The sequence below is a fragment of the Streptomyces sp. NPDC028289 genome (assembly GCF_055565975.1).
Genome location: NZ_JBVHTI010000008.1, coordinates 262273 through 288155 on the forward strand (window position 1 = coordinate 262273; position 25883 = coordinate 288155).

At 74.2% G+C, this 25883-nt stretch carries 22 protein-coding genes and 4 pseudogenes; 10 read left to right on the top strand and 16 right to left on the bottom strand.

From position 1 onward, the window contains the following. Positions 1-30 precede the first annotated feature (30 nt). The 3 genes from ACZ4UV_RS37730 to ACZ4UV_RS37740 form a co-directional block, all read right to left on the bottom strand. Positions 31-447 carry a hypothetical protein gene (locus ACZ4UV_RS37730; protein WP_467844299.1) on the bottom strand — a complete coding sequence of 139 codons (417 nt, stop codon included), beginning with the start codon at positions 445-447 and terminating at the stop codon, positions 31-33. Positions 448-544: 97 nt separating this feature from the next. Continuing rightward, positions 545-748 (bottom strand): DNA-binding protein, encoded by a 204-nt coding sequence (locus tag ACZ4UV_RS37735; RefSeq protein ID WP_467844302.1) that lies wholly within the window; start codon positions 746-748, stop codon positions 545-547. After that, complete coding sequence (locus ACZ4UV_RS37740; RefSeq protein ID WP_467844304.1) at positions 745-966, bottom strand: MerR family transcriptional regulator; 222 nt, start codon at positions 964-966, stop codon at positions 745-747. The genes ACZ4UV_RS37735 and ACZ4UV_RS37740 overlap by 4 nt, the downstream gene beginning before the upstream one ends. A gap of 107 nt (positions 967-1073) precedes the next feature. Between ACZ4UV_RS37740 and ACZ4UV_RS37745 the strand changes: the two genes are divergently transcribed. Both ACZ4UV_RS37745 and ACZ4UV_RS37750 read left to right on the top strand, forming a co-directional pair. Continuing rightward, entirely contained in the window at positions 1074-1565 is a 492-nt protein-coding gene (locus ACZ4UV_RS37745) for a helix-turn-helix domain-containing protein (RefSeq protein WP_390637850.1), read from the top strand. Beyond that, positions 1558-2748 carry a site-specific integrase gene (locus tag ACZ4UV_RS37750; protein WP_390637851.1) on the top strand — a complete coding sequence of 397 codons (1191 nt, stop codon included), beginning with the start codon at positions 1558-1560 and terminating at the stop codon, positions 2746-2748. Before ACZ4UV_RS37745 ends, ACZ4UV_RS37750 begins: the two co-directional genes overlap by 8 nt. 150 nt (positions 2749-2898) lie before the next feature. Here the strand turns inward: ACZ4UV_RS37750 and ACZ4UV_RS37755 are convergent, their stop codons facing one another. The 6 genes and pseudogenes from ACZ4UV_RS37755 to ACZ4UV_RS37780 form a co-directional block, all read right to left on the bottom strand. Continuing rightward, positions 2899-3243, bottom strand: coding sequence for a DUF4326 domain-containing protein (locus ACZ4UV_RS37755; protein ID WP_451017572.1), 345 nt, complete (start codon positions 3241-3243; stop codon positions 2899-2901). 10 nt (positions 3244-3253) lie between these two features. Further along, positions 3254-4036, bottom strand: a complete 783-nt coding sequence (locus ACZ4UV_RS37760) for an SGNH/GDSL hydrolase family protein (protein WP_451017571.1) — start codon at positions 4034-4036, stop codon at positions 3254-3256. 79 nt (positions 4037-4115) lie between these two features. Further along, positions 4116-5129 (bottom strand): hemolysin family protein, encoded by a 1014-nt coding sequence (locus ACZ4UV_RS37765; protein ID WP_390047191.1) that lies wholly within the window; start codon positions 5127-5129, stop codon positions 4116-4118. Next, entirely contained in the window at positions 5126-6460 is a 1335-nt protein-coding gene (locus ACZ4UV_RS37770) for a hemolysin family protein (protein WP_467844310.1), read from the bottom strand. Before ACZ4UV_RS37770 ends, ACZ4UV_RS37765 begins: the two co-directional genes overlap by 4 nt. Before the next feature lie 328 nt (positions 6461-6788). Next, positions 6789-7235: a GNAT family N-acetyltransferase gene (locus ACZ4UV_RS37775; protein WP_451017568.1), complete on the bottom strand. Its 447-nt coding sequence runs from the start codon at positions 7233-7235 to the stop codon at positions 6789-6791. A gap of 98 nt (positions 7236-7333) precedes the next feature. Further along, a pseudogene (locus ACZ4UV_RS37780) lies at positions 7334-7777 on the bottom strand (NAD(P)H-binding protein); the annotation flags it as partial. 144 nt (positions 7778-7921) lie between these two features. Between ACZ4UV_RS37780 and ACZ4UV_RS37785 the strand changes: the two are divergent. From ACZ4UV_RS37785 to ACZ4UV_RS37800, 4 genes are all read left to right on the top strand, one after another. Next, a complete protein-coding gene (locus ACZ4UV_RS37785) occupies positions 7922-8404 on the top strand; it encodes a MarR family winged helix-turn-helix transcriptional regulator (protein WP_451017574.1) in 483 nt (160 codons plus the stop codon). A 150-nt stretch (positions 8405-8554) separates the two neighbouring features. After that, positions 8555-10705, top strand: coding sequence for an MMPL family transporter (locus ACZ4UV_RS37790; protein ID WP_467844314.1), 2151 nt, complete (start codon positions 8555-8557; stop codon positions 10703-10705). 133 nt (positions 10706-10838) lie between these two features. Further along, positions 10839-11441, top strand: coding sequence for an RNA polymerase sigma factor (locus tag ACZ4UV_RS37795; protein WP_451017566.1), 603 nt, complete (start codon positions 10839-10841; stop codon positions 11439-11441). A 78-nt stretch (positions 11442-11519) separates the two neighbouring features. Beyond that, positions 11520-12527 (top strand): MerR family transcriptional regulator, encoded by a 1008-nt coding sequence (locus ACZ4UV_RS37800; RefSeq protein WP_467844318.1) that lies wholly within the window; start codon positions 11520-11522, stop codon positions 12525-12527. 81 nt (positions 12528-12608) lie between these two features. On the opposite strand, the gene ACZ4UV_RS37805 is transcribed toward ACZ4UV_RS37800, so the two are convergent. Then, the gene (locus ACZ4UV_RS37805) at positions 12609-14117 is read right to left on the bottom strand and encodes a cryptochrome/photolyase family protein (protein WP_467844321.1); all 1509 of its coding nucleotides are present in this window, start codon (positions 14115-14117) and stop codon (positions 12609-12611) included. A gap of 98 nt (positions 14118-14215) precedes the next feature. Next, positions 14216-15589: a cryptochrome/photolyase family protein gene (locus ACZ4UV_RS37810; protein ID WP_451017563.1), complete on the bottom strand. Its 1374-nt coding sequence runs from the start codon at positions 15587-15589 to the stop codon at positions 14216-14218. A gap of 218 nt (positions 15590-15807) precedes the next feature. Between ACZ4UV_RS37810 and ACZ4UV_RS37815 the strand changes: the two are divergent. Next, positions 15808-15998: pseudogene (locus ACZ4UV_RS37815) on the top strand (amine oxidase); the annotation flags it as partial. 80 nt (positions 15999-16078) lie between these two features. Here the strand turns inward: ACZ4UV_RS37815 and ACZ4UV_RS37820 are convergent. The 5 genes and pseudogenes from ACZ4UV_RS37820 to ACZ4UV_RS37840 form a co-directional block, all read right to left on the bottom strand. Continuing rightward, positions 16079-16426 (bottom strand): annotated as a pseudogene (locus tag ACZ4UV_RS37820) (DUF4383 domain-containing protein); the annotation flags it as partial. Positions 16427-16589: 163 nt separating this feature from the next. Beyond that, positions 16590-17594: a DUF5914 domain-containing protein gene (locus ACZ4UV_RS37825; protein WP_451017562.1), complete on the bottom strand. Its 1005-nt coding sequence runs from the start codon at positions 17592-17594 to the stop codon at positions 16590-16592. Continuing rightward, positions 17591-18622: a phytoene/squalene synthase family protein gene (locus ACZ4UV_RS37830; protein WP_467844792.1), complete on the bottom strand. Its 1032-nt coding sequence runs from the start codon at positions 18620-18622 to the stop codon at positions 17591-17593. Before ACZ4UV_RS37830 ends, ACZ4UV_RS37825 begins: the two co-directional genes overlap by 4 nt. Before the next feature lie 246 nt (positions 18623-18868). After that, positions 18869-20407, bottom strand: a pseudogene (crtI, locus tag ACZ4UV_RS37835) (phytoene desaturase family protein); the annotation flags it as partial. Further along, a complete protein-coding gene (locus ACZ4UV_RS37840) occupies positions 20404-21816 on the bottom strand; it encodes a polyprenyl synthetase family protein (RefSeq protein ID WP_467844326.1) in 1413 nt (470 codons plus the stop codon). The pseudogene crtI and the gene ACZ4UV_RS37840, both read right to left, overlap by 4 nt. A gap of 337 nt (positions 21817-22153) precedes the next feature. On the opposite strand from ACZ4UV_RS37840, the gene ACZ4UV_RS37845 reads away from it, so the two are divergent. From ACZ4UV_RS37845 to ACZ4UV_RS37855, 3 genes are all read left to right on the top strand, one after another. Further along, positions 22154-23401 carry a lycopene cyclase family protein gene (locus ACZ4UV_RS37845; RefSeq protein ID WP_451017560.1) on the top strand — a complete coding sequence of 416 codons (1248 nt, stop codon included), beginning with the start codon at positions 22154-22156 and terminating at the stop codon, positions 23399-23401. Positions 23402-23487: 86 nt separating this feature from the next. Continuing rightward, on the top strand, positions 23488-24216 hold the full coding sequence (locus ACZ4UV_RS37850; RefSeq protein WP_467844329.1) for a class I SAM-dependent methyltransferase: 729 nt from the start codon (positions 23488-23490) through the stop codon (positions 24214-24216). Further along, entirely contained in the window at positions 24213-25790 is a 1578-nt protein-coding gene (locus tag ACZ4UV_RS37855) for an FAD-dependent oxidoreductase (protein WP_467844332.1), read from the top strand. The genes ACZ4UV_RS37850 and ACZ4UV_RS37855 overlap by 4 nt, the downstream gene beginning before the upstream one ends. The last annotated feature ends 93 nt before the right edge of the window (positions 25791-25883 follow it).

The following is a 25883-nucleotide window of genomic DNA, read 5'->3' on the forward strand; positions in this document are numbered from 1 at the left end:
GTAACACCGGCGCGTGCACGGGGGGCAATTTCATGCCGAGGCGAGTTCGCGCCGCTGCGCGTGATGCCGCCGCATCCCCTCCGAGATCCGGGCGCGCGCCTCGTCCGGCCAGTGCTGGCCGATCCGGATGTTCAGCGGCAGGAGGTACCCGGCTTGCCGGTACGCGAGCTCCGCCGCACCCTCTGCGGTATGACGCTGGTCGTACGGCGCCGAGTAGATGAGCGAGACGCTCGGCGGGCCGTCGAGGCTGCTCAGCCACTCGGCGAGGCGGGGATTCCAGCGCCGTATGTCCGTATCGTGTCGGCGGACCCAGTGCCGGTACGCGCGGTTTTCTTCGTTGAGGGTGGTGACGCCCACGTATACGGGGCGCCCGGCGTCGTCAAGCAGCGCGTACACGCGGACCGTGGGGAACGGCGGCTCGGCATCGTCGAAGCTGCTGTCAAGCAAGGCGGAATTCTGTACCATTATTTGTGCCAGCTCCTTTCATCGGGCGGTGAATGGAGGCGAGAGGGCCCCGGGCGGGAGAGCCCGGGGCTTCGCCATTTCAGGGGGTTTCCAGGACGCGCACGAGGCTGGCGGTCACGACGACCACCCGGCGCCCGTGGGCCAGCGTCCGCACGGGTGCGTCGCCTCTCTTGACCCGCGCGTACAGCCACGAGCGCGAGCAGCCGAGTGCGGTCGCCGCCTGGGCCATGGACACCGTGGCGGGCCATTCACGGATCTCGGCGAGGGTCGGTGCGGTGTTCACGAGGCGTCCGCCAGGTAGCCGCACTGCGTCAGGAAGTCGCGGGTCCGTACGCGTACGGCGCGGCCGGTGCGGATGACGGGCCATTCGCCGCGTTCGGCTGCGGCGTAGCCGGTCCGGCGGGCAACGCCCGCGAGGTGGGCGGCGGCAGGTACGGAGATCGTGGGCGACTTCTTGGGGTCCGGAATCTGCACCAGGTTGACGTCAATCTGAGCGTGCAAACGCTCATTCTGATGTGTCATGGCACCATGATTACCGGTGCGCCTGCGATCCGCAAGTGCATCAAGTGCACCTTGTGTTCCGATCATTTTGATGCCAGACTGTGGCCATGGCGGAGAAGCAGAAGACGCTCATCGGTCCTGTCGGCGAGACGCTGATGCACAACATCAAGCGAATTCGCGAAGGTCAGCGGCTCACCTTCGTGAAGCTGTCCGAAGATCTCGCTGAGATCGGGCGTCCGATTCCTATTCTCGGCCTGCGGCGCATCGAACGCGGTGAGCGTCGCGTCGATGCGGAAGAACTGCTTGCCCTCGCATACGTGCTCGGCGTACAGCCGGTGGACCTACTTGTGGCGCCGGAGCTTGACGATGATGCCCCATACAGCATCGCTCCCGGAGTGCGCGCGACAGCGGGGGCGGCCCGTGACTGGATCGGCGGAGTGGGCTTCCTGCCGTCGACGGACGTGGCCGACATGGCACGCGCTTTGCAATGGATGCCGAAGTCACGGCAACCGCTGGTAGCTGCGCGTTGGCTTCAGCGGACGAACGCAGCCCTGCGCGATGAACAGGGCGAAGCACCTAGAAGGGAGAGTGATGGCTGACCCGATCAAGAAGATCGCGTTGCGCAACGGCGCTGTCCGGTACCGCTTCGTTATCGACGTCGGCCGCGATGAGAACGGCAAGCGCAAGCAGCTGACCTGCACATACGACACGGTAAAAGAAGCGCGCGACGAGTATGCGCGGATCAAGCACCAGCGGAACGCCGGCACGTTCATCGCGCCGATCAAGATGACCCTGGGGGAGTGGCTCGACGAGTGGCTGGAGCACAAGCGGCGCGACGTCGAGGAAACGACGATCCGTACGTACCGGCTTGCCCTGGTGCATGTCTACGACAAGCTCGGGCACATCCGTCTACAGGAGCTGACGGAGGACCACATTCAGGACTTCATCGACGGTCTCGTATCCAGCGGACGGCGCAAGGGTGGAGTGGCCGGCGGTCGGCTAGCAGTGTCGACTGTTGAGGGCGTTCTGACTCGCCTCCGCGAGGCTCTCGGGCGTGCCGTTGTTCGCAAGCTGATCCCGGTCAGCCCTGCCCAGTACGTGCGTGTCGCGCTTCAGGACAAGAAGGCCGACAAGCGGGAGCGCAGGCGGGAGAAGCCCTGGAACGTCGAGGAGGTGCAGCGGTTCATCCGGGGCATCGAGCGGGACCGGCTGTACGCGCCGATGCTGCTCAGCCTTATGGGTCTGCGGCCCGCCGAAGTTTGCGGCCTGCGGTGGTCGGACATCGACCTGAAGCTTGGCACGCTGGAGACGGCGAACACCCGGACGATGATCGGCAACGTTCAGGTGCTGGAGAAAGACACCAAGACGGAGGCCGGTGAACGCGTCCTGCCTCTGCCGTCCAAAGCGCTGGATGCCCTGAAGAAGTTCAAGGCGCGGCAGGCCCGCGAGAAGCTCGCCGCAGGCGAGGGGTACACCGACTCGGAGTACGCCGCGGTCGACGCCCTCGGCAGGCCGATGAACACCCGCCACCTGCGAGAAAAGGCGTATCGCCTCATGCGGGAGCTGGAGCTGCGCAGAGTGCGGTTGTACGACGCCCGCCACTCGTGCCTGACCTACCTGGCGGTGAACGGAGTCCCCGACGTCGTCCTCGCCGCGTGGGCCGGACACGCCAACGCGGCCTTCACCAAGGCCAAGTACGTTCACCCGAATGTTGACGATCTGCGCCCAGCTGCGACAGCCTGGGATGCATTCCACAGCACGGATGCAGAAAGCGTCGTGTGAGAGTTTGTGAGAAACGATCACTTGTTGATCGCTAGAAAGTGCCTTTGACCTGGGAATTACGCACTCGACGTAGAACAGTGTACGGATTCTACTGGCGATTCCTGCAGGCCAGCGTCGCGGGCTCGCTCGTGTGAACATACGAGAGCCGCGTCACCGCTCCGGGACGCCGGCCAGCTCCGCCAGCACGTCCGCGTGGCACGGCTCCGGCGCGCACCAGCAGGCCAGGGTCTTCCCGCGCAGTCCGGCCACCAGCTCCAGCAGCTCGGGCCGCTCCAGCAGGTACGCCCGGTACATCGCCATCACCTCGGCCCGGGTGCCGTCCCGCTTCTTCTTCGGGGTGTCGTACGCGAAGGGGTTGTACAGGGGATGCCGGGGCAGGTCCCAGCCGCCCATGGTCCAGCGGCGGCCCACGTAGACGACGTCCGCGGGGGCGCGTTCCAGCCGGGGGCCGAACTCGTGGATCCGGCCCCTGACATTGATCACCCGGGTGGGCACGGGAGCGGCCTCACGCCTCGTACGGCAGCAGTTCCGGCCGCTTCGGCGCGCGGCCGTCGCCCGAGGAGCGGCCGGTCAGCCGGCGGCCTATCCACGGCAGCAGGTGCTGCCTGGTGAAGCGGGCGTCCGCGACCCGGCGCGCGACCCAGCCGGGCGGCGCCGTGGCCGGGATCGGCGTGCGCCACTCGGTGTCCTCGGGGTCGTAGCCGAGGGTCTGCCAGACCGCCTCGGCGACCCTGCGGTGCCCCTCGGCCGTCAGGTGCAGCCGGTCCACGTCCCACATCCGGGGGTCGGCCAGCGAGGGCGCGCCGTACAGGTCGACGACCAGGGCACCGTGCCGCTCGGCCAGTGCGTCGACGACGCCGAACAGCTCCTCCATGCGCGGCCGGAACCGCTCCAGGACCGGGCCCTGGCGGCCGGGGCTGCGCATCAGCACCAGCTGGTCGCAGGCCGGCGCCAGCCGCTCCACCGCCTCGGTGAGCAGGTCCCGGACCCGGACCATGTCGCACTTGGGGCGCAGTGTGTCGTTGAGGCCGCCGACCAGGGTGATCACGTCGGGCCGCATCGCGACCGCCCTGTCCACCTGCTCCTCGACGATCTGCCCGATCAGCTTGCCGCGCACCGCGAGGTTGGCGTAGCGGAAGCCGGGGGTGCGGGCGGCCATCCGGGCGGCGAGGACGTCCGCCCAGCCCCGGTAGGAGCCGTCGGACCGCAGGTCCGACATGCCCTCGGTGAAGGAGTCGCCGATCGCGACCAGACTGGAGTGTGCGGGAAGCACCGGGTTCTTCTGCATGGCGACAGAAATGGTATCCCGGGGCGCATACCCGTCGGTCGGTCACTCCCTCCGACGAGGACTCCTGCTCCGGTGAGGCCTACGCGTGCTGCCCGAACAGCTCCCGCAGCACGTCCTCCATGGTCACCAGCCCGGCCATCCGTCCGTCGTCGCCGAGGACGCCCGCCAGGTGGGTGCGGGTGCCGCGCATCGCGGTGAGCACGTCGTCCAGCGGTGTGCTCTCCCGCACCCGCGCGATCGGCCGCATGTCCCGCAGCCGGAACGCCTCGTCGTGGGGCGACGCGTCCAGCGCGTCCTTGACGTGCAGATAGCCGACGATCCGCCGCCCCTCGTCCACCACCGGGAACCGGGAGAAGCCCGACTCCGCCGACAGCCGCTCCAGCTCCTCCGGGGTGACGCCCACGCGCGCGTAGACGACGCGTTCCAGCGGCACCACCACGTCCCGCACCGGCCTGCGGCCCAGCTCCAGGGCGTCGTGCAGCCGCTCCTGCGCCCGGTCGTCGATCAGGCCCGCCTCGCTGGCGTCCTTGACGATCTCGGCGAGCTCGGTGTCCGTGAAGGTCGCCGAGACCTCGTCCCTGGTCTCCACCCGGAGCAGCTTGAGCAGGCCGTTCGCGAAGGCGTTGATCGTGAAGATCACCGGGCGCAGCGCCCGGGACAGGGCGACCAGGGGAGGGCCGAGGAGCAGCGCGCTGCGCACCGGCTCGGCCAGCGCCACGTTCTTCGGCACCATCTCGCCCAGCAGCATGTGCAGGTAGGTCGCGAGGGACAGAGCGATCACGAAGGACACGACATGGCCCGCGCTCGTGGGCACGCCGACCGCGTGGAACACCGGCTCCAGGAGATGCGCGATCGCCGGCTCCGCGACCACGCCCAGCACCAGCGTGCACAGCGTGATGCCGAGCTGGGCGGCGGCCAGGAGTGCGGACACGTGCTCCAAGCCCCACAGCACGCTCCTGGCCCGCCGGTCGCCCGCCTCCGCGTGCGGCTCGATCTGGGAGCGGCGCACGGAGATCAGCGCGAACTCGGCGCCCACGAAGAAGGCGTTCACGACCAGCGTCGCGAAACCGATCAGCAGCTGTACGGCGGTCACCGCTGCCCCTCCTGCCCCGTCTCGTCGTCGAGCGGCGCGTGCAGCAGCACCCGGGCCGCCCGCCTCCCCGACGCGTCCACCACGTCGAGCCGCCACCCGGCGACCTCGACGCTGTCCCCGGTCTCCGGTATCCGGCCCAGCTCGGCCGCGACCAGCCCGGCCAGCGTCTCGTACGGCCCCTCGGGCACCCGGAGCCCCACGCGCGCGAGCTGGTCCATGCGGGCCGCGCCGTCCGCCGAGTAGAGCGCGCGGCCCGCCGTGTCGGCGCCTGCGGGGGCCAGGTCGGGCGTCTCGTGCGGGTCGTGCTCGTCGCGAACCTCGCCGACGACCTCCTCGACGATGTCCTCCAGGGTGGCGACCCCGGCCGTACCGCCGTACTCGTCGATGACGACGGCCATGGTGCGCCGGCCGCCGAGGCGGTCCAGGAGACGGTCGACGGTGAGGGACTCGGGGACCAGCAGCGGCTCGCGCATCATCTGGGCGACCCGGACCCGGGCCCGCTCCTCGGCGGGCATGGCCAGGACGTCCTTGATGTGGGCGGTGCCGACCACCGAGTCCAGGCTGTCCCGGTAGACCGGGAAGCGGGACAGGCCGGTCGCCCGGGTCGCGTTCGCCACGTCCTCGCAGGTCGCCCGGACCTCCAGGGCGACGACCTGGACGCGCGGGGTCATCACGTTCTCGGCGGTGAGATCGGCGAGGTTGAGCGTGCGCACGAACAGCTCGGCGGTGTCCGGCTCCAGCGCGCCCTGCTTGGCGGAGTGCCGGGCCAGCGCGGCCAGCTCCTGGGGCCCGCGGGCGGAGGCCAGCTCCTCGGCGGGCTCGATGCCCAGCCGCCGTACCAGGCGGTTCGCCGTGTTGTTCAGATGCGTGATGAACGGCCGGAAGGCCCCGCTGAACCAGCGCTGGGCGTTGCCCACCCGCTTGGCCACGGCCAGCGGCGAGGAGATCGCCCAGTTCTTGGGCACCAGCTCGCCGACGACCATCAGGAACACCGTGGACAGCGCGGTGCCGATCACCAGCGCGAGCGAGCTCGCCGCCGACGCCCCGATGCCGACCGCCTCCAGCGGGCCGGCCAGCAGCTTGGCGATCGAGGGTTCGGCGAGCATGCCGACCACCAGGTTGGTGACCGTGATGCCGAGCTGTGCCCCCGACAGCTGGAACGTCAGGTTCCGTACGGCCTTGAGGGCACCTGCCGCCCCGCGCTCTCCGCGCTGCACGGCACGCTCCAGCTCGCCGCGCTCGACCGTGGTCAGCGAGAACTCGGCCGCGACGAAGGCACCGCAGGCGAGCGACAGCAGGATCGCCACCAGCAGGAGGAGCACTTCGGTCATCGGGTCACCTCCGTCCCATGGTCGGACAGGGCGGTCGGGACCGCGCGGCATTGCCGACGGACAGGACTGGGAGGCTCGCCCATGGGGGGCGCTCACACACCTTTCAGGGAGTGACGGGACGATTCCCTCAATGGTAAAGGATCGGCAAAGCGTGTACTCGGTGCCCTCCTGCCGGTGGCCTCACCCGCCGCCACCTTCCCCGCGGCAGGTACCCCGCCGGGCATGGTGGCCGGTCTCGTGGCGCGTCGGCACCATCGCGTCTCCGCGCCGCCCGCCCTGCCGTGCGAACCGCTCCCCGGCAGGCCTTCGGCCGTCCGATCCCGGATGCTCACGAGCATGCTGCGCCGCCCCGGGCCCAGAGGGGCTTCACCCAGCGTCGCCAGTGGTCCTCGCGGAGGTAGCCACGCGCGGCCCATGTGTGATGGGCCCGTTCGTTGGCTTCCAGGACCATGGCGTCGACGCGTCGCCCGCCCAGGGCGGCGAAGCGTTCTTCCGCGGCCTGCAGCAGGGCGGTGGCGATGCCCTGCCTGCGGTGGCCAGGGTGGACGGCCAGTCGGTAGACGGAGCATCGCCATCCGTCGAAGCCGGCTATGACGGTTCCCGCGAGGAGGTCGCCGCGCATGGCGAGGAGCAGGGCTTCTGGGTCTCGTGCGACGAGCCCGGCCACTCCGTCGTGGTCGTCGCTGATGCTCGTTCCTTCTGCGGCGTCACGCCAGAACCCCAGCACGGTGTCGATGTCCGAGAGGGTGGCGTGGCGGATGTGGAGGTCGCTCATGGGGTGAGCCAAGCAGAGTGCCCGCTCGTCCGGCGAACGGGTTTGCCGGGGAAGGCGGGGAACCGTCGCGGCGGCGCACGCCCTGTCCGGGAGGGGGCCTCCGACCGGCAGCGCGGATCAGGCGACAGTTCGCGCTCGGGCACCCCGGCCGGGGTCAGCCCGCCCAGGCGGGCGATGCGGCGCCCGCCGGCGTGGGCGGCCCGTGCGCCGAAGACGCGGGCGCCGGCGCGGTCGGCGTCCTCGAAGCCGCGTCCGGTGCCGAGCGGGTGCACCAGGTGGCAGGCCACGGCGCCGCCCCGCATCGCGGCACCGACGGCGACCGGGCCGGTGACGTCCCCGCGGACCACCTGCACCTCCCCGGCCCCGGGGCGGTCGCGCAGTTCGCCGGGGGAGCGGGCCAGGCGGCGCTCCCGGTACCCGGAGGCGAGCGGTTCGGGCACGAGCCGTTCGCCGACGTAGCCGCTGGCCCCGGCCACCAGGCACAGGAGGCCGGTCCGCCGTCGTCGCCACGGCTTCTCCTTGCCCGGGTCTCGCCATGGCACCCGATACGCCCGCGACCCGGCCGTGACTCGCGATCACCCGGGTACGATGCGCCGGTGAACACGGTGACGAGCGGAGGGCACCCGCCGCGGCGGCGCGGCGGGGCCGCCGAGGAAGCGTCCCCTGCCGCCGGTGAACGGCGCACCGTGGCCGCCGGGCCCGGGGGTCTCCCCGCCTTCCCGGGCGACCTGTCCGCCTTCGCGGTGCAGCTGCGCCGCATGCACGGCGAGATCGGCCGGGTCGTCCAGCAGTACGCGGCCCGGCAGAACCTGCACGCCACCGACGTGCAGGCGCTGGCCGCCATCCTCGACGCTCCCGAGCCGATGACCCCCACCGGGCTGCGTGCCGTGCTCGGCCTCACCTCCGGCGCGGTCACCGCCTGCGTCGACCGGCTGGAGCGCGCCGGTCACGTCCGCCGGGTGCGCGAGGACGCCGACCGCCGCGTGGTCCACCTCCACTACGCCGACGACGCCCGCGCCGCCGCCCGTACCCACTTCCGTCCCCTCGCCGACGCCCTGCGCCGGGCCGGCGCGGACTTCGACGCAGACGAAATGACCGTGGCCCTGCGGTTCCTGACCGCGCTGAACGACGCCCTGGCCCAGGTGCCCGGGGAGCCCGCCGGCCGCTGAGGCGCCGTCCGCGCCCAGGGGCGGCGGCACCCGCATCCGAATCACCGGCGCGGCAAGAAGCTGCGACGGAGGAATCGCCTCCTGTGATTACTCAACCATTGAGATTGTTTATGGTCGAGTTTTCTCCCGCTGTTCGCCCCGAGGAGCCCCATGACGCCCCCGCACCGCCGGACCCGCAAACTCGCCCCGTGCGCCCTGATCGCCGTTTGGCTGGTGGTCGGGGCGCTCCTGGGGCCCTTCGCCGGACGCCTCGGTGAAGTCGCCACCAACGACCAGGCAGCCTTCCTGCCCCGCAGCGCCGAGTCCACCCGCGTCCTGCGCGAGCAGGCCGCCTTCCAGCAGCGCGAGTCCCTGCCGGTCATCGTGGTGTGGACCGCCGACGGCGGGGGCGCCGTGAGCGGGCAGCAGCGGTCGGCCACCGCGGCGATGGCCGCGCTCGCCGGCACGCCCGGGACGGCCGGATCGCCCTCCCCGGCCCTGCCCTCGAAGGACCGCGCCGCCCTCCAGGCCGTCGTGCCGCTGAGCCCCGATCTGGGCGACCGGCTGGCACCCACGCTGCAACGGGTGCGGGCGGCAGCCGAGACGGTGCCCGGCACCCGGGTGCAGCTGGGAGGACCGGCGGCCACCCAGGCCGACCTGGCGGACGCCTTCTCCGGCATCGACGGGGTGCTGCTCGCGGTCGCCCTGGCCGCCGTCCTGGTCATCCTGCTGCTGGTCTACCGGTCCCTGCTGCTGCCGCTCGTCGTCATCACCGGCGCGGTGTTCGCCCTCGGGCTGGCGTGCGCCGTCGTCTACGCCCTGGCCGACCACGGTCTGGTGCGCGTCGACGGGCAGGTGCAGGGCATCCTGTCCATCCTCGTCATCGGCGCCGCGACGGACTACGCGCTGCTGGTCACCGCCCGCTGCCGGGAGGAACTGGCCGCGGGGCGGGACCGTCGCACCGCCGCCCGCGCCGCCCTGCGCCGCTCCGCCCCGGCCGTCCTGGCCAGCGCCGGCACCGTCGCCCTCGGTCTGATCGCCCTGCTGCTGAGCGACCTCACCAACAACCGGGCCCTCGGGCCGGTCGGCGCCGTCGGGATCGCCTGCGCCGCCCTGAGCGCGCTCACCTTCCTGCCGGCCGTCCTGGCCGTCCTCGGCCGTCGCGCCTACTGGCCGGCCAGGCCCGCGGGCGGGACCGGCGCCACCGGACTGTGGCAGCGCGTCGCGCGCCTGGTCGACCGGGCGCCGCGGCGGGTGTGGGCCCTCGCCCTGACCGGACTGCTCGTCTGCTCCGGGGGCGCGCTCACCCTGGACTCGCGGGGCGTGCCGCTGGACGAGACGTTCGTCCGGCACGTGCCGTCCGTCACCGCCCAGCAGACCCTGGCCCGGCACTTCCCGGCCGGCGCGGGCACCCCAGTGGTGGTCCTCGCCGACGCCGCCTCCGCCGACCGCGTGGAGCGCACCCTGCGCGGCACCGCCGGCATCGCGGCGGTGACCGCGACCGGCGCCCAGGGTCGCCCGGCGGCCGGTCCGCGCGGGGTGGACGGCCGGGTCCGATTCGAGGCGACCGCGAACGCGGCTCCCGACACGCAGGCCGCCCGCGACACCGTGGCCCGGCTGCGCGCCGCGCTGCACGCGCTGCCCGGCGCGGACGCCCTCGTCGGCGGCTACACCGCGCAGCAGTACGACACCCTGCGCGCGGCCGAACGCGACCGCACCGTCATCGTCCCGGTGGTGCTCGCCGTCATCCTGGCCATCCTCGTGCTGCTGCTGCGCTCCCTCGCCGTGCCCGTCCTGCTGGTGCTGACGGTCGCCCTCAACTTCACCGCGACCCTCGGCGTGGCAGCGCTGGTCTTCCGTGACCTGTTCGGCTTCAGCGGCACCGATCCGTCCGTGCCGCTGTACGGGTTCGTCTTCCTGGTCGCCCTCGGCGTCGACTACAACATCTTCCTGATGTCCCGGGTCCGCGAGGAGACCCTGCGCCACGGCACCGTCGAAGGCGTCCGGCGCGGGCTCGTCACCACCGGCGGGGTCATCACCTCCGCCGGTGTGGTGCTCGCCGCCACCTTCGCGGCGCTCGGCGTGATTCCGCTCGCCTTCCTGGTGCAGATCGCCTTCATCGTCGCCTTCGGCGTGCTGCTGGACACCCTGGTGGTGCGTTCCCTGCTGGTCCCGGCGCTCGTGCGGGACGCCGGGGACCGCGTGTGGTGGCCCACCCGGCCCGGCGCCGGGGAGCCGGACGGACGCGGGGAGCGGGACGGCCGCTCAGCGGTACCGGAGCGGCGACCTCGAGCCGTCCTCCGGCGACAGGACGGCGCCTGACGGCCGCGGCACGGGCGGCTCGGTGGGCCGCCCGGACCGACTCGATGCAGACTCGATGCGAGTTGCCGTCGCTGGGGTGCCGGACGGACCGTGGCGACGAGGCAGGGAGCCATCCCGCACAAGGAGCAACCGCATGACCGCATTGGCTGTGACCGAAGCCCCACCCAGGCCCACGGCGGACCCGGACGACGATCTGGCCCTGCGTTTCGCGGCCGGGGACGAGGGCGGCCTGGAGGCGGTCTACCGTCGCTGGGCGCCCCTCGTCCTGTCCCTGGCGCGGCAGTCGCTGGGCGACGGCGCGGAGGCCGAGGACGTCACCCAGACGGTCTTCCTCGCCGCCTGGAGCGGCCGCCACGGCTACCGTCCGGGCCGTGGGCCGCTGCCCGCCTGGCTCGTGGGCATCGCCCGGCGCAAGATCGCCGACGCGCTGTCCGCCCGCACCCGGCGCACGGATGTCGTCACCGCGGCGGCGGCAGCGCACAGGTCGACCCGCTCGCCGGATCCGTCGTACACGCAGGACGCGGTCCTGAACCGGGTGGACGTCACCCGGGAGCTGCGCCGCCTTCCCGAGGCCCAGCGGCGGGTGCTGTGCCTGGCGTTCTACGGTGACCTGACGCAGACGCAGATCGCCCACGTCACCGGCTGGCCGCTGGGTACGGTCAAGAGTCACGCCCGGCGCGGTCTGCTGCGCCTGGGCCTGAGCCTGGACGCCGAGGCCACGGAGCGAGCACGCTGACCGGACGGTTCGCGCACCGGCGACCGAGTGGGCGGACCCTGCTCCGGTGCGCCGGAACCAGGCCGGGGAGAGAAACACATGACCAGAGTGAACGCCACTGAGCAGCCTCCGTCCGAGCCGCCCGCCGTACCGGGCGGCGCCGGTCTGACCACCGGTGTGCTGGCCCGCCGGCTAGGCGTGTCGCCCATGACCCTGCGCTCGTGGGACCGCCGCTACGGCATCGGACCGACCGCGCGCACCGAGGGCGGGCACCGTCGCTGGACGGCGGCGGACGTGGCCACGATCGAGGAAATGTGCCGGCTGACGGCGACCGGTATCCCGCCGGCCGACGCGGCCCGCGCCGCCCGTACGGTCGCCGCCGGCCCGCCCTCCACCGCCGCCGTTCCGACGCCACCGCCGCCCGTGGGGCGGTCGCGGGCGGCCGGCGCGCTGCCTCTCGGTGACGTGCGTCAGGAATGCCGCGGCCTGGCCCGCGCCGCCGTACGACTGGACGCTCCCGCGCTCGAAAAGCAGCTCACCGCCGCTGTCGAGCGCTACGGCGTCGTGGTCGCCTGGCAGGAGGTGATGGTTCCCACCCTGCACGCCGTAGGACGCCGCTGGGCGTCTTCCGAGGACCAGTACGTGGAAGTGGAGCACCTGCTCGCCTGGCACGTCTCCACCGTGCTGCGCCGCAGCGCGGCGCCCGCCGTTCCCGTGGTCCCGCCCGCGGCCGGCTGCGTCCTGCTGGCCTGCGCGCCGGGGGAACAGCACACCCTGCCCCTGGAGGCGCTGCACGCGGCGCTCGGTCGCGAGGGTCTGCCAGTACGCATGCTGGGAGCCGCGGTGCCCGTCGAGGCGCTGGACGCGGCGGTGCGCCGGCTCGGCCCGGTCGCGGTCGTGCTGTGGGCCCAGGAGAGCGCGCGGGCGGCTCCGGCCCTGGCCCGGCACATCGCCGGGCAGCGCTGGGGCATGAAGGGGACGCGGCGCGGTCCGGCGGTGCTGCTGGGCGGCCCGGGCTGGAGCCGGTCCCAGCCCGCCGGTGTGCTCATGCCGGCCGGACTGGCACAGGCGGTGGAGACGCTGCGCGCCTTGTGCACCGCGGGGTGAGCCCACGGACACGTCCCCGCTCACTCCACCGCGGGCTGCCGTGCCGTCCCGCGATGCCCGAGCCGTCGGGTGGCCGCCCCGTCACGGTGCCTCGCCCGCGCGCCGCCGCTCCTGCCGCAGCACCTCGTCGAGGTCGCCGAGCCGGTCCAGGCCCCGCACCGCGTGTCGCATGCGGGCGTTGCCGGACAGCGGCCGCCGGTGCCGGTGCAGGAAGTCCCAGTACCCGGCGGTGAAGGGGCAGGCGCGCGGACCGGTGCGCTCGGTGGGCCGGTAGGCGCAGCCGTCGCACAGGTCGCTCATGCGGTGGATGTAGGCGCCGCCCGACGTGTACGGCTTGGTGGTCATCCGGCCGCCGTCCGCGTACTGGGACATGCCCACCACGTTCGGCACCATCACCCAGTCGTAGCCGTCGACGAAGCAGCGGTGGAACCAGTCGGTCACCGCGGACGGGTCCCAGCCGCGCTGCAGGGCGTGGCTGCCCAGCACCATCAGCCGGGGGATGTGGTGCGTCCACCCGGTGTCGCGCACCTGGGCGAGCACGGTGGCCAGGCAGTTCGCGGTGAGCGCGTCCGCGTCCAGCTCCGTGAAGTACTCCGGCAGCCTCTCCGTGTGCCCGAGCGCGTTGCCGTGCCGGTAGTCCTCGCCGAAGTGCCAGTACAGGTGCCAGACGTACTCCCGCCAGCCCGCGACCTGGCGAACGAAGCCCTCCGCACTGTTCACTGGGACGGCGCCCTCCCGCCAGGCCCGCTCGGCTCGCTCCACGCACTCCGCCGGGTGCAGCAGCCCCAGGTTCAGCGAGGACGACAGCAGGCTGTGGCTCATCACCGGATCACCGGCGAGCATCGCGTCCTCGTACGGTCCGAATGACGCCAGCCGGTGTTCCGTGAAACGGCGCAGGGCCGACAGCGCCTCCCGCCGGGTGGCGGGGAAGCGGCGGGGTCCGTCCCGGCCGACGAACCGCACGCCGTCCTCGCGTTCCCACCGGTCGAGGTCCTCGCGCACCCCGGCGTCGATATCGTCCTCCCGCGGCCGGTACGGGCCCGGCACGTCGAGCTCGCGGTCCCCCTTCGGCGGGGGCTCGCGGTTGGCGTGGTCGTGGTTGAACCGGCCGCCGGCCGGTTGGCCGCCCTCCATCAGCAGGTCGTGCTTCCGGCGCACCCATCGGTAGAAGTCCTCCTGGAGCAGCCGCCGCCCACCGCGCCCCTCGGCCCAGCCGGCGAACTCCTCGCGCGCCACCAGGAAGCCCCGGGCGGGCAGCACCCGTACCCCGGGCAGGGAGCGCACCAGCCGGAGCGCCGCGTAGGAGGTGGGGTGGCAGACCGTGACCGGCGCGCCGCCCACGGCGCGGCGCAGGCCCTCACGGTAGGTCTCGGCCCGGACGTACGTCACCCGGCCGCCCAGTTCCGCCGCGCGGTGCCGCATCGCGGAGAGCACCAGGTGCGCCTTGGCCCGGTGGAAGTGGCGCCGCCGGAAGACCGACCTGGCTTCGATCATCACCACGGGCGCCCCGCGGTCGGGCCCGTTCGCGCCGGCCGGCGTGAGGAAGTGCGGGCCGAGCTGATCGCCGAAGATCCAGTGCGGTGGGGTCATGGGAAAGGCACCTTCCGTGCGAAACGGGGTGTGGTTCGCACGCGCGAGGGGGCACGTGCGGTGGCCGACGGCCCCGGCGGGCGTCCTCCGGCCGGCCCTCAGGCGCGCCCCCGGGCCCGCTTGAAGCGGTCCAGGCCCTCCGCCAGGGACACCACCGGCTCGGGGTAACCGGTGCTCGCGCGCTCCTGCGCCGGACGCTTCCACGGCTCGTGCACGTCGGCCGTCTTCACGTCCGCCAGTTCCGCCACCCAGCGCCGCACATAGGCTCCGTCCGGGTCGTACCGCTTGCCCTGGGTGACGGGGTTGAGCACCCGGTTGGGCCGGGTGTCGGTGCCGGTGCCGGCCATCCACTGCCAGTTCAGCTGGTTGTTCGCCATGTCGCCGTCGACCAGCAGGTCCAGGAAGTGCCGGGCCCCCGCCCGCCAGTCGACGTACAGCGTCTTGGTGAGGAAGCTCGCGGCCAGCAGCCGGCCCCGGTTGTGCATCCAGCCCTCGTGGCGCAGCTGGCGCATCGCCGCGTCGACGATCGGGTAGCCGGTGCGGCCCTCCCGCCACGCCTCCGCGTCCGCCTCCGCGTCCCTCCCGCCGCGCCAGCGGTCTCGGTGGGTGCGGTAGTCGCGTGCGGCCGCGTCGGGGCGCGCGGCCAGCACCTGGCGGTTGAAGTCGCGCCAGGCGACCTGCCGTACGAACGCCTCCGCGCCCGCGCCGCCGGCCCTGCGGGCCCCGTGCACCACCTCGACCGGTGACAGGGTGCCGAAGTGCAGGTGGGGGGAGAGCCGGGAGGTGGCGTCGCCCGCCAGGTCGTCGTGGCGTTCCTCGTACCCGGCCACGCCGGAGCGCAGCCACGCCATGAGCCTGCGCCGTCCCTCCGTCTCACCGCCCGCGCACAGCCCGGGCGACACCCCGGTCACGTCGCCGCGCTCCGGCAGCGGGGCGGAACCCACCTCCTCCGGCACGGTGACCGCGCCCGGCGCGTCCAGTGCGTCCCGCAGACCCTGCGCGGACCAGCGCCGGTAGTACGGCGTGAACACCGCGAAGTGGTCGGAGGAGGCCGGGGTCACCGCGCCCGGCGCCACGGCGGTGCCCACCGTGTCGTGCACGTACAGGCGTCGCCCGTCGGCCTCCAGCGCCCGGCGCAGCCGCCGTTCGCGTGTGTGTGCGAAGGCGCTCACGTCACCCGCCATGTGCACCTCGTCGGCGTCCGCCTCGGCGGCCACCCGGCACACCTCGGTGACCGTGTCGCCCTCGCGCAGCACCAGCCGGCCGCCCCGCTCCCGCAGCCGCGCGTCCAGGTCCCGCAGGCAGTCGGCGAGGAACGCGAGCCGGTTCGGCGCGGCGAAGCCCGCTCCGTCGACGGCCGGGTCACGCACGAACAGCGGTACCACCCTGCCTCCGCCGTGCAGGGCCGCGCGCAGCGGCGGGTGGTCCGACAGGCGCAGATCGCAGGTGAACACGACGACCGAGGTCTGCATGGGGGCTCACTTCCGCTTCCGGTGGGGGCACTCTCGGATGGTTTCGCCCCGTCGGCCGGTGCCGGATGCGCGGGCCGCCGGAAGTCCCCCGTTCGGGTGCCGGCGCATCCGCGGCGGCGGCCGGCGGGGAAGTACATCGGGAAAACGTCAGGTACCTGGCGAGATGCGGCCTCCTCACCTGAGGACGGGCCGTGCGGAATCCGGTGCCTCACCTCACGCTGGTCGCGCGCACCGTCGGGGACGCGCTGCCCGCCATGCCGGCGCCCTGGCCGTCGACCCGGCCCTGCCGCACCGGGCCCGGCCGGTACGTCTGCGGGGGTCACCGCGGCACGGGTTCCGTCCAGGCGCGCTGGCCCGTGGCGCGCGAGCGGCCCGGGAGGTGCTGGAGGACCTCCCGGGCCGAGGCTGAGCGCCAGGCGTCTCGCGGCCGCAGCGTACGGCCCTCTCCCGGCCGCGCGGGAACGCCACCTCGCGCCCGGGCGGGTGCGGTCAGGCCGGGGGCCGGGAGCAGAGCGGGTCGGTCCGGTCGGCGGACACGGACGTGACGAGAGCCGCCTGCTGGGCGCCGCGGCGTGCGGCCAGCGCCTTTCGGGCCGCCTCGCGCGGGTGCCGGCGGCGCCAGTACGGGTTGTCGTGCGCCAGACCGCCCGAGACACGGCCGTACATGGCGAAGGTCAGGATCAGCAGACCCATGCGAACGAGAACAGGACGTTGGACATCCCGAAGTCCAGGATGTTCGCGGGCCGGTCCAGGACGAACAGGTGGGCGAAGCCGCTGACCAGGATGACTGCCGACGCACATGTTGAGGGTCGAGGCGAGGTTCCCGTGCAGGAACGCCAGATCACGCCAGAACTGCCGGAACACCACGCGCCGCAGGCGGCGTGGGGGCACGGGAGTGAGGGCTTCGACGGCATGGGCCATCGCCGCGGTGTCCGGTGCGCCGAACGGGACTCACCCATGTCCGCCCTCCTCGTGAGGGGTTCGCCGCCCCCGTCGGCGCTCAGCCCGGGAAGCGGCCCGTCGACCGCAGCTGCCAGCGGCGCTCGGCGTAGGCCAGGTCGTCCCGCCACAGCCGCCCGGCCGCGGCGCGCACCAGGGGACGCAGCAGCGGCGCGGCCCGGCGGGCGGCCGCGAAGCCCGGACGGTGCGAGGCGGCGAGCACCGCCTCGACGACGGCGGTGCGCGGCCGGCCCGTCCCGTCCGCGCCGAGCGGCGTGGCATGCGTCTCCACGACGGAGCCCGCGCCCTCGCCCTCGGTGATGTGCATGACGACCGTGCGGGGCTCCGGCGCGGTGAAGACGGCGCGGACCGGCACCACCAGCCGGCCCGCCACCTTGAAGGATACGTCGACGGTCAGTGCGGCCCGGCCGTCGTCCACCGCGCCGGCCGGGCCGCCGGGTGCGTCCACCACGGTCAGGTCGACGAACGAGTAGGGGTGGAACCACGCACCGTGCCACGGATCGAGCCGGTTGGCCACCACGTCCTCGGGCTCGCAGACACCCACTGCGGTGTACACGGCCGTCAGGGCGCGCGCGGGTTCGGGCCGCCGCGGTACGACCGGTGCGTCCAGAGGTTCCTCGCCGCCCACCGCGTCCAGCCGTGTCCACACCAGCACCCCGTCGTCGTGCACCGGCAGCGGCGACCAGCCCGCGTACGGACCGCCGTCCAGGGCCAGTCCGTGCCAGTGGCACACCAGCGTGCCGCAGCGCACCGGACTGTCCCGCAGCGGTGCTCCCAGGTGCGGGCAGATCCCCGGTCCGCCGACGAGGCGCCCGTCGGGACCCCGCCACACCACGACCTCCTGCCCAGCCACCGTCCGCGCCAGCTTGCCGTCGCCCCGCAGGGCACGGGAGGCGCCGACCACGTACCAGTTCCCGGACGGGCGGGCCTGCGCCCGTTTCAGCGCCCCGGCGATCAGCCCGGGCCGCGCCTCCTGCCAGGTGGGCCGCTGACGCTCCCAGGACACGGCGTGCCGGCGCAGCGACAGCGGCAGGCGGCGGTTCACGCGACCTCCTCGGTGGAGCGGACGGCCGCCGTCGGCGAGGGCGCGGCCGCGGGCAGGGAGCGGGGAGCAGGGGGCGGCCGGTGTCCGGGAACCGTCCGTGCGCGCAGCCGGGCCGCCGCCACCCGGACCAGCCCGTCGGCGGCGACCACCGCCCTGCGCCGTCGCGGCACCACCGACCGCCGGTGCAGCACCGCGTAGCCGTCGCGGGCGACGGCGTCCAGGATGCCGCCGTACAGGATGGCCGCGGTGCGGATGCAGGGCCGCGCCACCGGATCGAGCAGTTCGACACCGGGCATCGCCGCCCGGTACACGCCGCGGGTCAGCGCCTCGAACTCCCTGAGCGCGGCGGTGATCCGGCCGTCCGGGCGGCCCGTCGCGCGGCTCCAGGCCAGCAGTTCCCGGTTCACGCCGTGACCGGCGAGCAGGTCGGCGGGCAGGTAGACGCGCCCACGGTCCAGGTCCTCGCCGACGTCCCGCAGGAAGTTGCTCAGCTGGAAGGCGACACCGAGCGCCGCGGCGTACGGCGCTGCCTCCTCCCGCGGCACCACCGTGCCCAGGACGGGCAGCATCTGCAGCCCGATCACCGCGGCCGAGCCGTGCATGTAGGCGCGCAGGTCGGCGTAGGTGGGGTAGGCCGTCACGACCAGGTCGGAGCGCATCGCGGTCATGAAGTCCCGGAAGTGGGTGTGGTCGATGGCGTAGCGGCGGGCGGTGTCGGCGAGCGCGCGCACCACCGGCTCGTCGCCGCCGCCCTGCCGCAGCCCCTCCTCCAGTTCCTCCTGGAGCCGGGCCAGCGCCCGCACCCGCACGTCGGGTCCGGCGCCGGGGTCGAGGGAGTCGACGATGTCGTCGGCCCAGCGGGCGAAGCCGTACAGGGCGTGCACGGCGGGCCGCCGCTCGACGGGCAGCAGCCGGGTGGCGAGGAAATAGGTCCTGCCGTGCCGGGCGTTGAGGGCACGGCAGTGGCGGTAGGCCGCGCGCAGCACCCCATCACCGATTCCCGCCGCGTCCAGCTCTCGGTCGGTCATCGTGTCCTGCCTTCGGTCGCGGGGGCCGTCGGGTCGGCCGGAGGGCTTTTCCGGCAGCGGAGACCGCCGTGCGGCGGCCGAGGAGTCGGCCGCGGATTCCGGCGAGGAGGCCGGGGAGTCCGGTGGGGAGGGCGGCGACTTCAGCGGTGCGGCGAGGCCGTCGCGAGGTGCCTTGGCCGCCGGGCGGCAGTCCGCGGACTGCCGCCCGGCGGCCCGGAACAGGGACGGGACCGGGGAGCCCGCGGGGGCCGGGGCGCCGGTCCGGCCGGTCGCGGAGGGGCGCGCGCGGGTGCTTCGGCGGCCGGGTACGCCCGTGACACGGGCCGCGGCCAGCTTCCCCGACAGCAGCACGGTCGGCACCCCCACGCCGGGCGTGGTCCCGCAGCCGGCCAGGACCGCGTTCTCGGTGCCGCGCACCAGGTTGCGCGGCCGGAACGGCCCGGTCTGCGGGAAGGTGTGGGCGGCCGAGAAGGGGGTACCGGCGGCGTGGCCCTGGGCGTGCCAGTCGGCCGGGGTGATCAGGCACTCCGCCTCGACGGCGGCTTCGATGCCGTCCAGTCCGCGCCGCTCCAGCTCCCGCAGCAGCGTGTCCCGGTAGCGCGGGCCGAGGTCGGACCAGGCCGCCGCGTCCGGGCCGATGTCCGTGTTGGGGCAGGGGGCGAGGATGTAGTGCAGGTGGTGGCCCGGCGGCGCGAGGCCGGGATCGGTGGTGGTGGGGCGGGTGACGAGCAGCGACGGATCGCTCATCAGCCGTCCGGCGCGGGTGAGTTCGTCGAACGTGGTGTGCCACGCCGCGCCGAACGAGATCGTGTGGTGGGCGAGGTGGGGCCAGGTGCGGTCCGTGCCGGCGTGCAGCACGACCGCGGAGGGGGAGTGGCGCAGTCCGAGCGGTCTGCGCGGCCGGCGGCCGAGCAGGCCGTAGGTGACCGGCAGGTCCGGAGTGAGGACGACCGCGTCGCACGGGATGCGGCCGGTGTCGCTGACGACGGCCGTGATGCGCTCGCCCGACCGCTCCAGGCGGGTCACCCGTTGCCCGAATCGCAGATCGGCGCCCGCCGCGGCGGCCGCCTCCGCCATCGCCCGCGGCAGGGCGTGCATGCCGCCCCGGGGGAAGTACACGCCGGCGACGGTGTCCATGTAGGCGATGACCGCGTAGGCGGCCAGCGCCCGCTCCGGAGGCACACCCGCGTACAGGGCCTGGAAGGAGAACACCCGGCGCAGCCGCTCGTCGCTCAGGAAACGGCCGATCCGGGCGTCCAGGCGGCCGAAGCCGCCCAGCGCCGCCAGCCGGGCGAGGTCGCCGTTGAGCAGGCCGAGCGGTGAGTCGAAGTTGGCGTCGATGAACCGGCGCATCTGGGCCCGGTACAGCCGCTGAAGCCAGTCGCGCAACCGCCGGTAGCCCGCCGCCTCCGCCGCTCCGGCGAACCGTTCCACCTCCGCGGCCATCGCGTCCGCGCCGGTGTGCACGTCGAGGCTGCTGCCGTCCGCGAAGGCGGCCCGGTAGGCCGGGTGCAGGGGGATCAGCTCGACCCGCTCGTACAGGCTGTCGCCGACGGCGGCGAACGCCTCGTCGGCCAGCTCCGGCATGGTCAGCACGGTGGGTCCGGTGTCGATCCGGTAGCCGGCCAGGTCGAGGCGCCCGGCCCGGCCGCCGGGCAGCTTCTCGCGCTCGACGACGGTGACCCGGCGTCCGGCACCCAGCAGGTGCAACGCCGCCGACAGCCCGGCGAGTCCGGCGCCGACGACCACCACGTGGTCCGTGGGACCGGGCAGGGTGCGGGTCACCGGCCACTCCCCGCACCGCCGCGGGCGCCGGACGTGTGCGGACCGTGCGCGGGCCGCAGAGGTACGACGGCATCCCCACGCGGCCGCGCTCCTCCCGGCCCACCTTCTCCTGGTCCGGCTCCTCGCGGCCGCGCCCCTCCCGGTCCGGCTCCTCCCGGCCGTGCCCCGGCCGCCGCGACCAGCAGATCGCGCAGCGGCTCGGCGCCTTCCGGGTCGAGCAGGGCGCCGTCGAAGTGCCGCAGCCCCTGCGCGGTGAGCCGGTCGATCTTGCTCTCCACGGTGGCCCGCGCCCCTGTCGCGACCAGCACGTCCCGTACCTCGTCCAGACCGCGCCCGGTGAGGGTCACATCACCGAGCCACCGCTCCAGGACGCCCAGTGCGGCGGCGTCGCCGGCCGCCTCGGCCCGCGTGCGTGCGACCGCGACCAGATAGGTGGGTTTGCCCTCCCGGATGTCGCCGCCGCACGCCTTGCCGGTCTCCAGCGGGTCGCCGAAGACGTCGTCCAGGTCGTCGCGCAGCTGGAACGCCATGCCGACGCAGCGTCCGGCGTCGCACAGCCGACGTAGCGTCAGATCGTCCGCGCCCGCCGCGGTGGCCCCCAGGGCGAGGGGCCGCTCCGCCGAGTACAGGGCGCTCTTCAGACAGGCGGCGCGCAGCGCGCGCGGCAGGGACCGCGCCGCGGTGATCTGGCCCTGTACGTCCAGGTACTGGCCCGCCACCATCTCCGTGCGCATGTCGCTCCACAGCCGTCGCACCATCACCCCGGTCCAGGGCGACAGCGGCGTCTCCGCCATCAGGTCGTCGGCCCAGGCCAGCGCCAGGTCCCCGGCGAGGACCGCCGCCGACTGCCCGAACCGCCCGGCCCGCTCGGGCCCCACCCGGCCGGCGTACCTGTCGGTCAGGTCCGTGTGCAGCGCGGGCCGGCCACGCCGCAGCGAGGCCCGGTCCATCACGTCGTCGTGGACGAGCGCGCACGTCTGGAGCAGTTCCAGGGCGGCCGCGATGTGCAGGGCCGCCGCCGCGGCCGCCGGGTCCCGGCCGGCGCAGGCCCGCGAGGCCCACCACACCAGTTGCGCGCGGGTGCGCTTGCCACCCTGCAGGGTGAAGCGCGTCACCCGTTCGGCCAGTTCGTCGGCGAACAGGGGATCCGTCAGCCGGGCGCGGCGCAGGCGCTCCGCCAGCAGATGGTCGAGCATCCGGCCGACAGCGCCGGGCACATCCGCGTCGACCTCGCGCACCTCGGCGGACCCGGCGGGAAGCGGTCCGCTCGCCATCGGGCATGCCTCGGTCCTGCCGGGTCCCTGTCCGTCGTCGGCCACCGGCCTGCGCGGAAGTGACGCCACGGGCGCGGTCGCGATCGGCCGCGGCGGCGCGCTCGCAGGGTGGTCCTTCGCGTGCGTGGGACGCATCCCGGTTCCCTCCGTCGTGTCTGTGTCCGTCGTTCCCGTCACCCGTCTGCTTCGGCGCGGGCGGCGCGGACGGATGCGCGCATGTGTCACGCGATCGCGGCGGCCACCGGGGCCGCCTCCTCCACCGTGCCGTCTCCGGCGTTCGGCCGCTCGCCGTCAGGGAGGTGCCTGCATCCGTCGGGGTACACAATCCGGAAGACCAGGCCGGGGCCTCCGAGGGCGGGCGCCGTGTTCCCCAAACCGCCCGTTCGGAGCGCACCCCCGCCGCAGGACCCGCCGCCGCGAGTCGCGCGCGGACCGGATCGGAACACCGAGGAAGCCGTGGAAGGGAGAGGCCGTGCCGGAGACGGACGTGGCCGTCGTGGGTGCGGGCGCCGCCGGGCTGTCGCTGGCCCACCGGCTCGCCGGCAGCGTGCCAGGCCTGCGGACACCGTCCGTGGTGCTGGTCGACGCGCCGCCCGGACCGCTGCGGCCGCCACCACGGACCTGGTGCTACTGGGCGGCGGGACCCGGACGGTTCGACGCGGCGGTGCGGGCCGAGTGGCAGCGGCTGCGGGTGCGCCCGCGCACCGGCGCCCCGGTCGAAGGGGGGATCGCCCCGCTGCGGTACCGCATGATCCGCTCCGGCGACTTCGAGCGCTTCGTCTCCCGGGACCTGGCCCGCAGCCCCAACGTCCGGCGCCTGGAAGCGACCGTCGAAGCGGTGGAGGACGTGGCCGGTGGCGCGCACCTCCACCTGAGGGACGCCGACGGCCGGGCGCGGCTGCTCAGTGCCCGCTGGGTCCTCGACTCCCGCCCACCGGGCAGCCTGCCGGCCGCGCGCACCACCTTGCTTCAGCACTTCCACGGCTGGTTCGTGCGCACCGCCCGGCCCGCCTTCGACCCGGCCGTCGTGGAGCTGATGGACTTCCGCACCCCGCAGCCCGACCACGGCCTGTCCTTCGGCTACGTCCTGCCGACCGGGCCGTGCGAGGCGCTGGTGGAGTACACCGAGTTCTCCCGGCACGTCCTCACGCCGGAGCGCTACGAGGCCGCCGTACGGCACTACGCCGACGAGGTGCTGCGGCTCGGCGAACGGCAGGTCCTGGCCACCGAGACCGGCGTCATCCCGATGACCGACGCGCCGATCCCCCGGCAGAGCGGAGCCTCGGTCTTCCGCATCGGCGCCGCCGGCGGAGCCACCCGCCCCGCCACCGGCTACACCTTCGCCGGACTGCAGCGCCAGACGACTGCCGTCGCCGAGGCCCTGCGCCGCGGGCGCCGCCCGGTGCCGCCCGCCGCCCACTCGGCGCGTTCCCGCGCCATGGACGCCGTCCTGCTGCGTGCCCTGGACAGCGGCCGGGCCGACGGCCCGGAACTGTTCGGCCGGCTGTTCGCCCGCGTGCCCATGGCACGGCTGCTGCGCTTCCTCGACGGAGGTACCCGCCTGCACGAGGACCTGTGCATCGGCCTGCACGCGCCCGTCGGCCCGATGCTGCGCTCCGCCCTGGAGCTGCCCCGCCTGCCCCGCCGCCCCTTCGACCCACCCGCGGCGCCGCATCCGCCGGCGCCTTCCTCCAGCGAGCCGCATCCGCCGCCCGCCTAGCCGCATCCGCCGACGCCGCCAGCCCCCCCCGCTTCCCGCGCCGGACCCGCCCGCCCCGCCCCGCACCTCCCCCCGACGGAGATCGCATGACACTGTTGCGCGACGAACACCTCGCCGCCGCCTTCGACCACGCCTCCCGCAGCTACGACACGCTCGTGGCCGTCAACCCCGGCTACCACGCCCACCTGCGCCGCTCGGTGCGCCGACTCGGCCTGCCCGGACGGGGACAGGGGCTGCGCCTGCTCGACCTCGGCTGCGGTACCGGCGCCTCCACCGCCGCGCTGCGCTGCGTCCTGCCCGCCGCGGACGTCACGGCCGTGGACGCCTCGGCCGGAATGCTCCGGCGGGCCGCGGCCAAATCGTGGGCAGACGGAGTGACCTTCGTGCACGCCCCCGCCGAGCGGCTGTCCGAGGCCGGGGTACGCGGCCCCTTCGACGCGGTGTTCGCGGCCTATCTCCTGCGCAACGTCACCGATCCCGACGCCGTCCTCGCCGCCGTGCACGGGCTGCTGCGGCCCGGCGGGCGGCTCGCCGTGCACGAGTACACCCTCCGCGGGCGGCGCGCCGACCGCGCGGTGTGGACGCTGGTGTGCCGGGGTGTCGTGCAGCCCGTGCCGACCCTGCTGGGGGACGGGCCGCTCTACCGGCACCTGTGGCGCAGCGTGGTCGAGTTCGACACCGCCGGGCGCTTCGCGCGGCGGCTCGGCGCGGCCGGCTTCGACCAGGTGCGCGCCCTGCCGCTGCCGGGCTGGCAGACCGGCATCACCCACACCTTCGTCGCGCGCCGGGCGGGCGGCCACCAGGAGGACGCATGAGGACCGCACACCAGGGCACCGCGCGCCGGGGACGCGACCGCCGGGCCCGGATCCTACCGGCCCGGCCCGGCGCCTCCCGGGTGCAGGGAAGCCCGCCGTCGGTGGCGGTGGTCGGCGCGGGCATCGCCGGCCTGGCCGCCGCCACCGCGCTCGCCGAGCGCGGGGTGGCCGTTGCCGTGTACGAGAAGCGGCCGTACCTCGGCGGGCGGGTCGGCGGCTGGCCGACCGAGCTGCGCGACGGCGGCACGGTGACCATGAGCCGCGGCTTCCACGCGTTCTTCCGTCAGTACTACAACCTGCGCGGACTGCTGTGCCGCGCCGACCCCGGCCTGGAGTGCCTCACCGGCCTTCCGGACTACCCGCTGCTGCACGCCGGCGGCCTGCGCGACAGTTTCCGGCACGTCCCGCGCACCCCGCCGCTCAGCGCGCTCGGCTTCGCGGTACTCAGCCCCTCCTTCCGCCTCGCGGACCTGCGCGTCATGGCCCCGCGTGCGGCCCTGCCCCTGCTCGACGTACGCGTGCCGGAGGTGTACGACCAGCTGGACGGCACCAGCGCCCACGACTTCCTGGACGTCGTGGGCTTCCCCGAAGACGCCCGGCACCTGGCCTTCGAGGTGTTCTCCCGGAGCTTCTTCGCCGATCCGCGTGAGCTGTCGGCGGCCGAGATGGCGCTGATGTTCCACATCTACTTCCTCGGCTCCGCCGAGGGGCTGCTGTTCGACGTGCCCCGCGCCCCCTTTCCGGCCGCACTGTGGGACCCTCTCGTCGGCTACCTGGCCCGGTACCACGCGCAGGTGCGCACCGGCACGGCCGTCGAGCACATCGCGCCCACCCCGGACGGCGGTCTCGTGGTCGCCTCCGAACGGGACGAGCGCCGCTACGACGGGGTCGTCCTCGCCCTGGACAGCGCGGGGCTGCGCTCGCTGGTCGAGCGCAGCCGGCAACTGGGCGACGCGCCCTGGCGCGAGCGGATCGGACGGCTGCGTACCGCCCCGCCCTTCCTGGTGAGCCGGGTGTGGCTGGACCGGCCCGTCGCACCCGGCCGGCCCGGCTTCCTCGGCACCAGCGGCTTCGGCACCCTCGACAACATCAGCGTGCTGGAACGCTACGAGGACGAGGCGGCACGCTGGAGCGCGCGCACCGGGGGTTCCGTCGTCGAACTGCACGCCTACGCCGTACCGCCCGGAGCCGCCCGGGACGTCGAACAGAAGCGCCTCCTCGACCAACTGCACCGCGTCTACCCGGAGACCACCACGGCCACGGTGGTCGACGCCCGCCACGAGTGGCGCGAGGACTGCCCCCTGTTCCCGGTCGGCGGCTACGGCGACCGCCCCACCGTCCGCACCCCGCACCCCCGACTGTTCGTGGCCGGCGACCTGGTCCGCACCGGCCTGCCCGTGGCGCTCATGGAACGGGCGGCCACGAGCGGCTTCCTCGCGGCCAACGCCCTGCTGGAGCGGTGGGGGGTGCGGGGCCAGACGCTGTGGACGGTGCCCGACCGCGGGCGGAGCGCGCTCCTCAGGGCCCTGGCCGCACGGGGGCGGACACCCGCCGTCCGCGGACGGCCGCGCTGAACGGCCCCGCGGGACCGGACCCGCCGGTCCGAATCAGTGCGAATCGGCCCCGGCGGGCGGCAGCGGCTGCTCCGCGGGGACGCGGTACAGCGT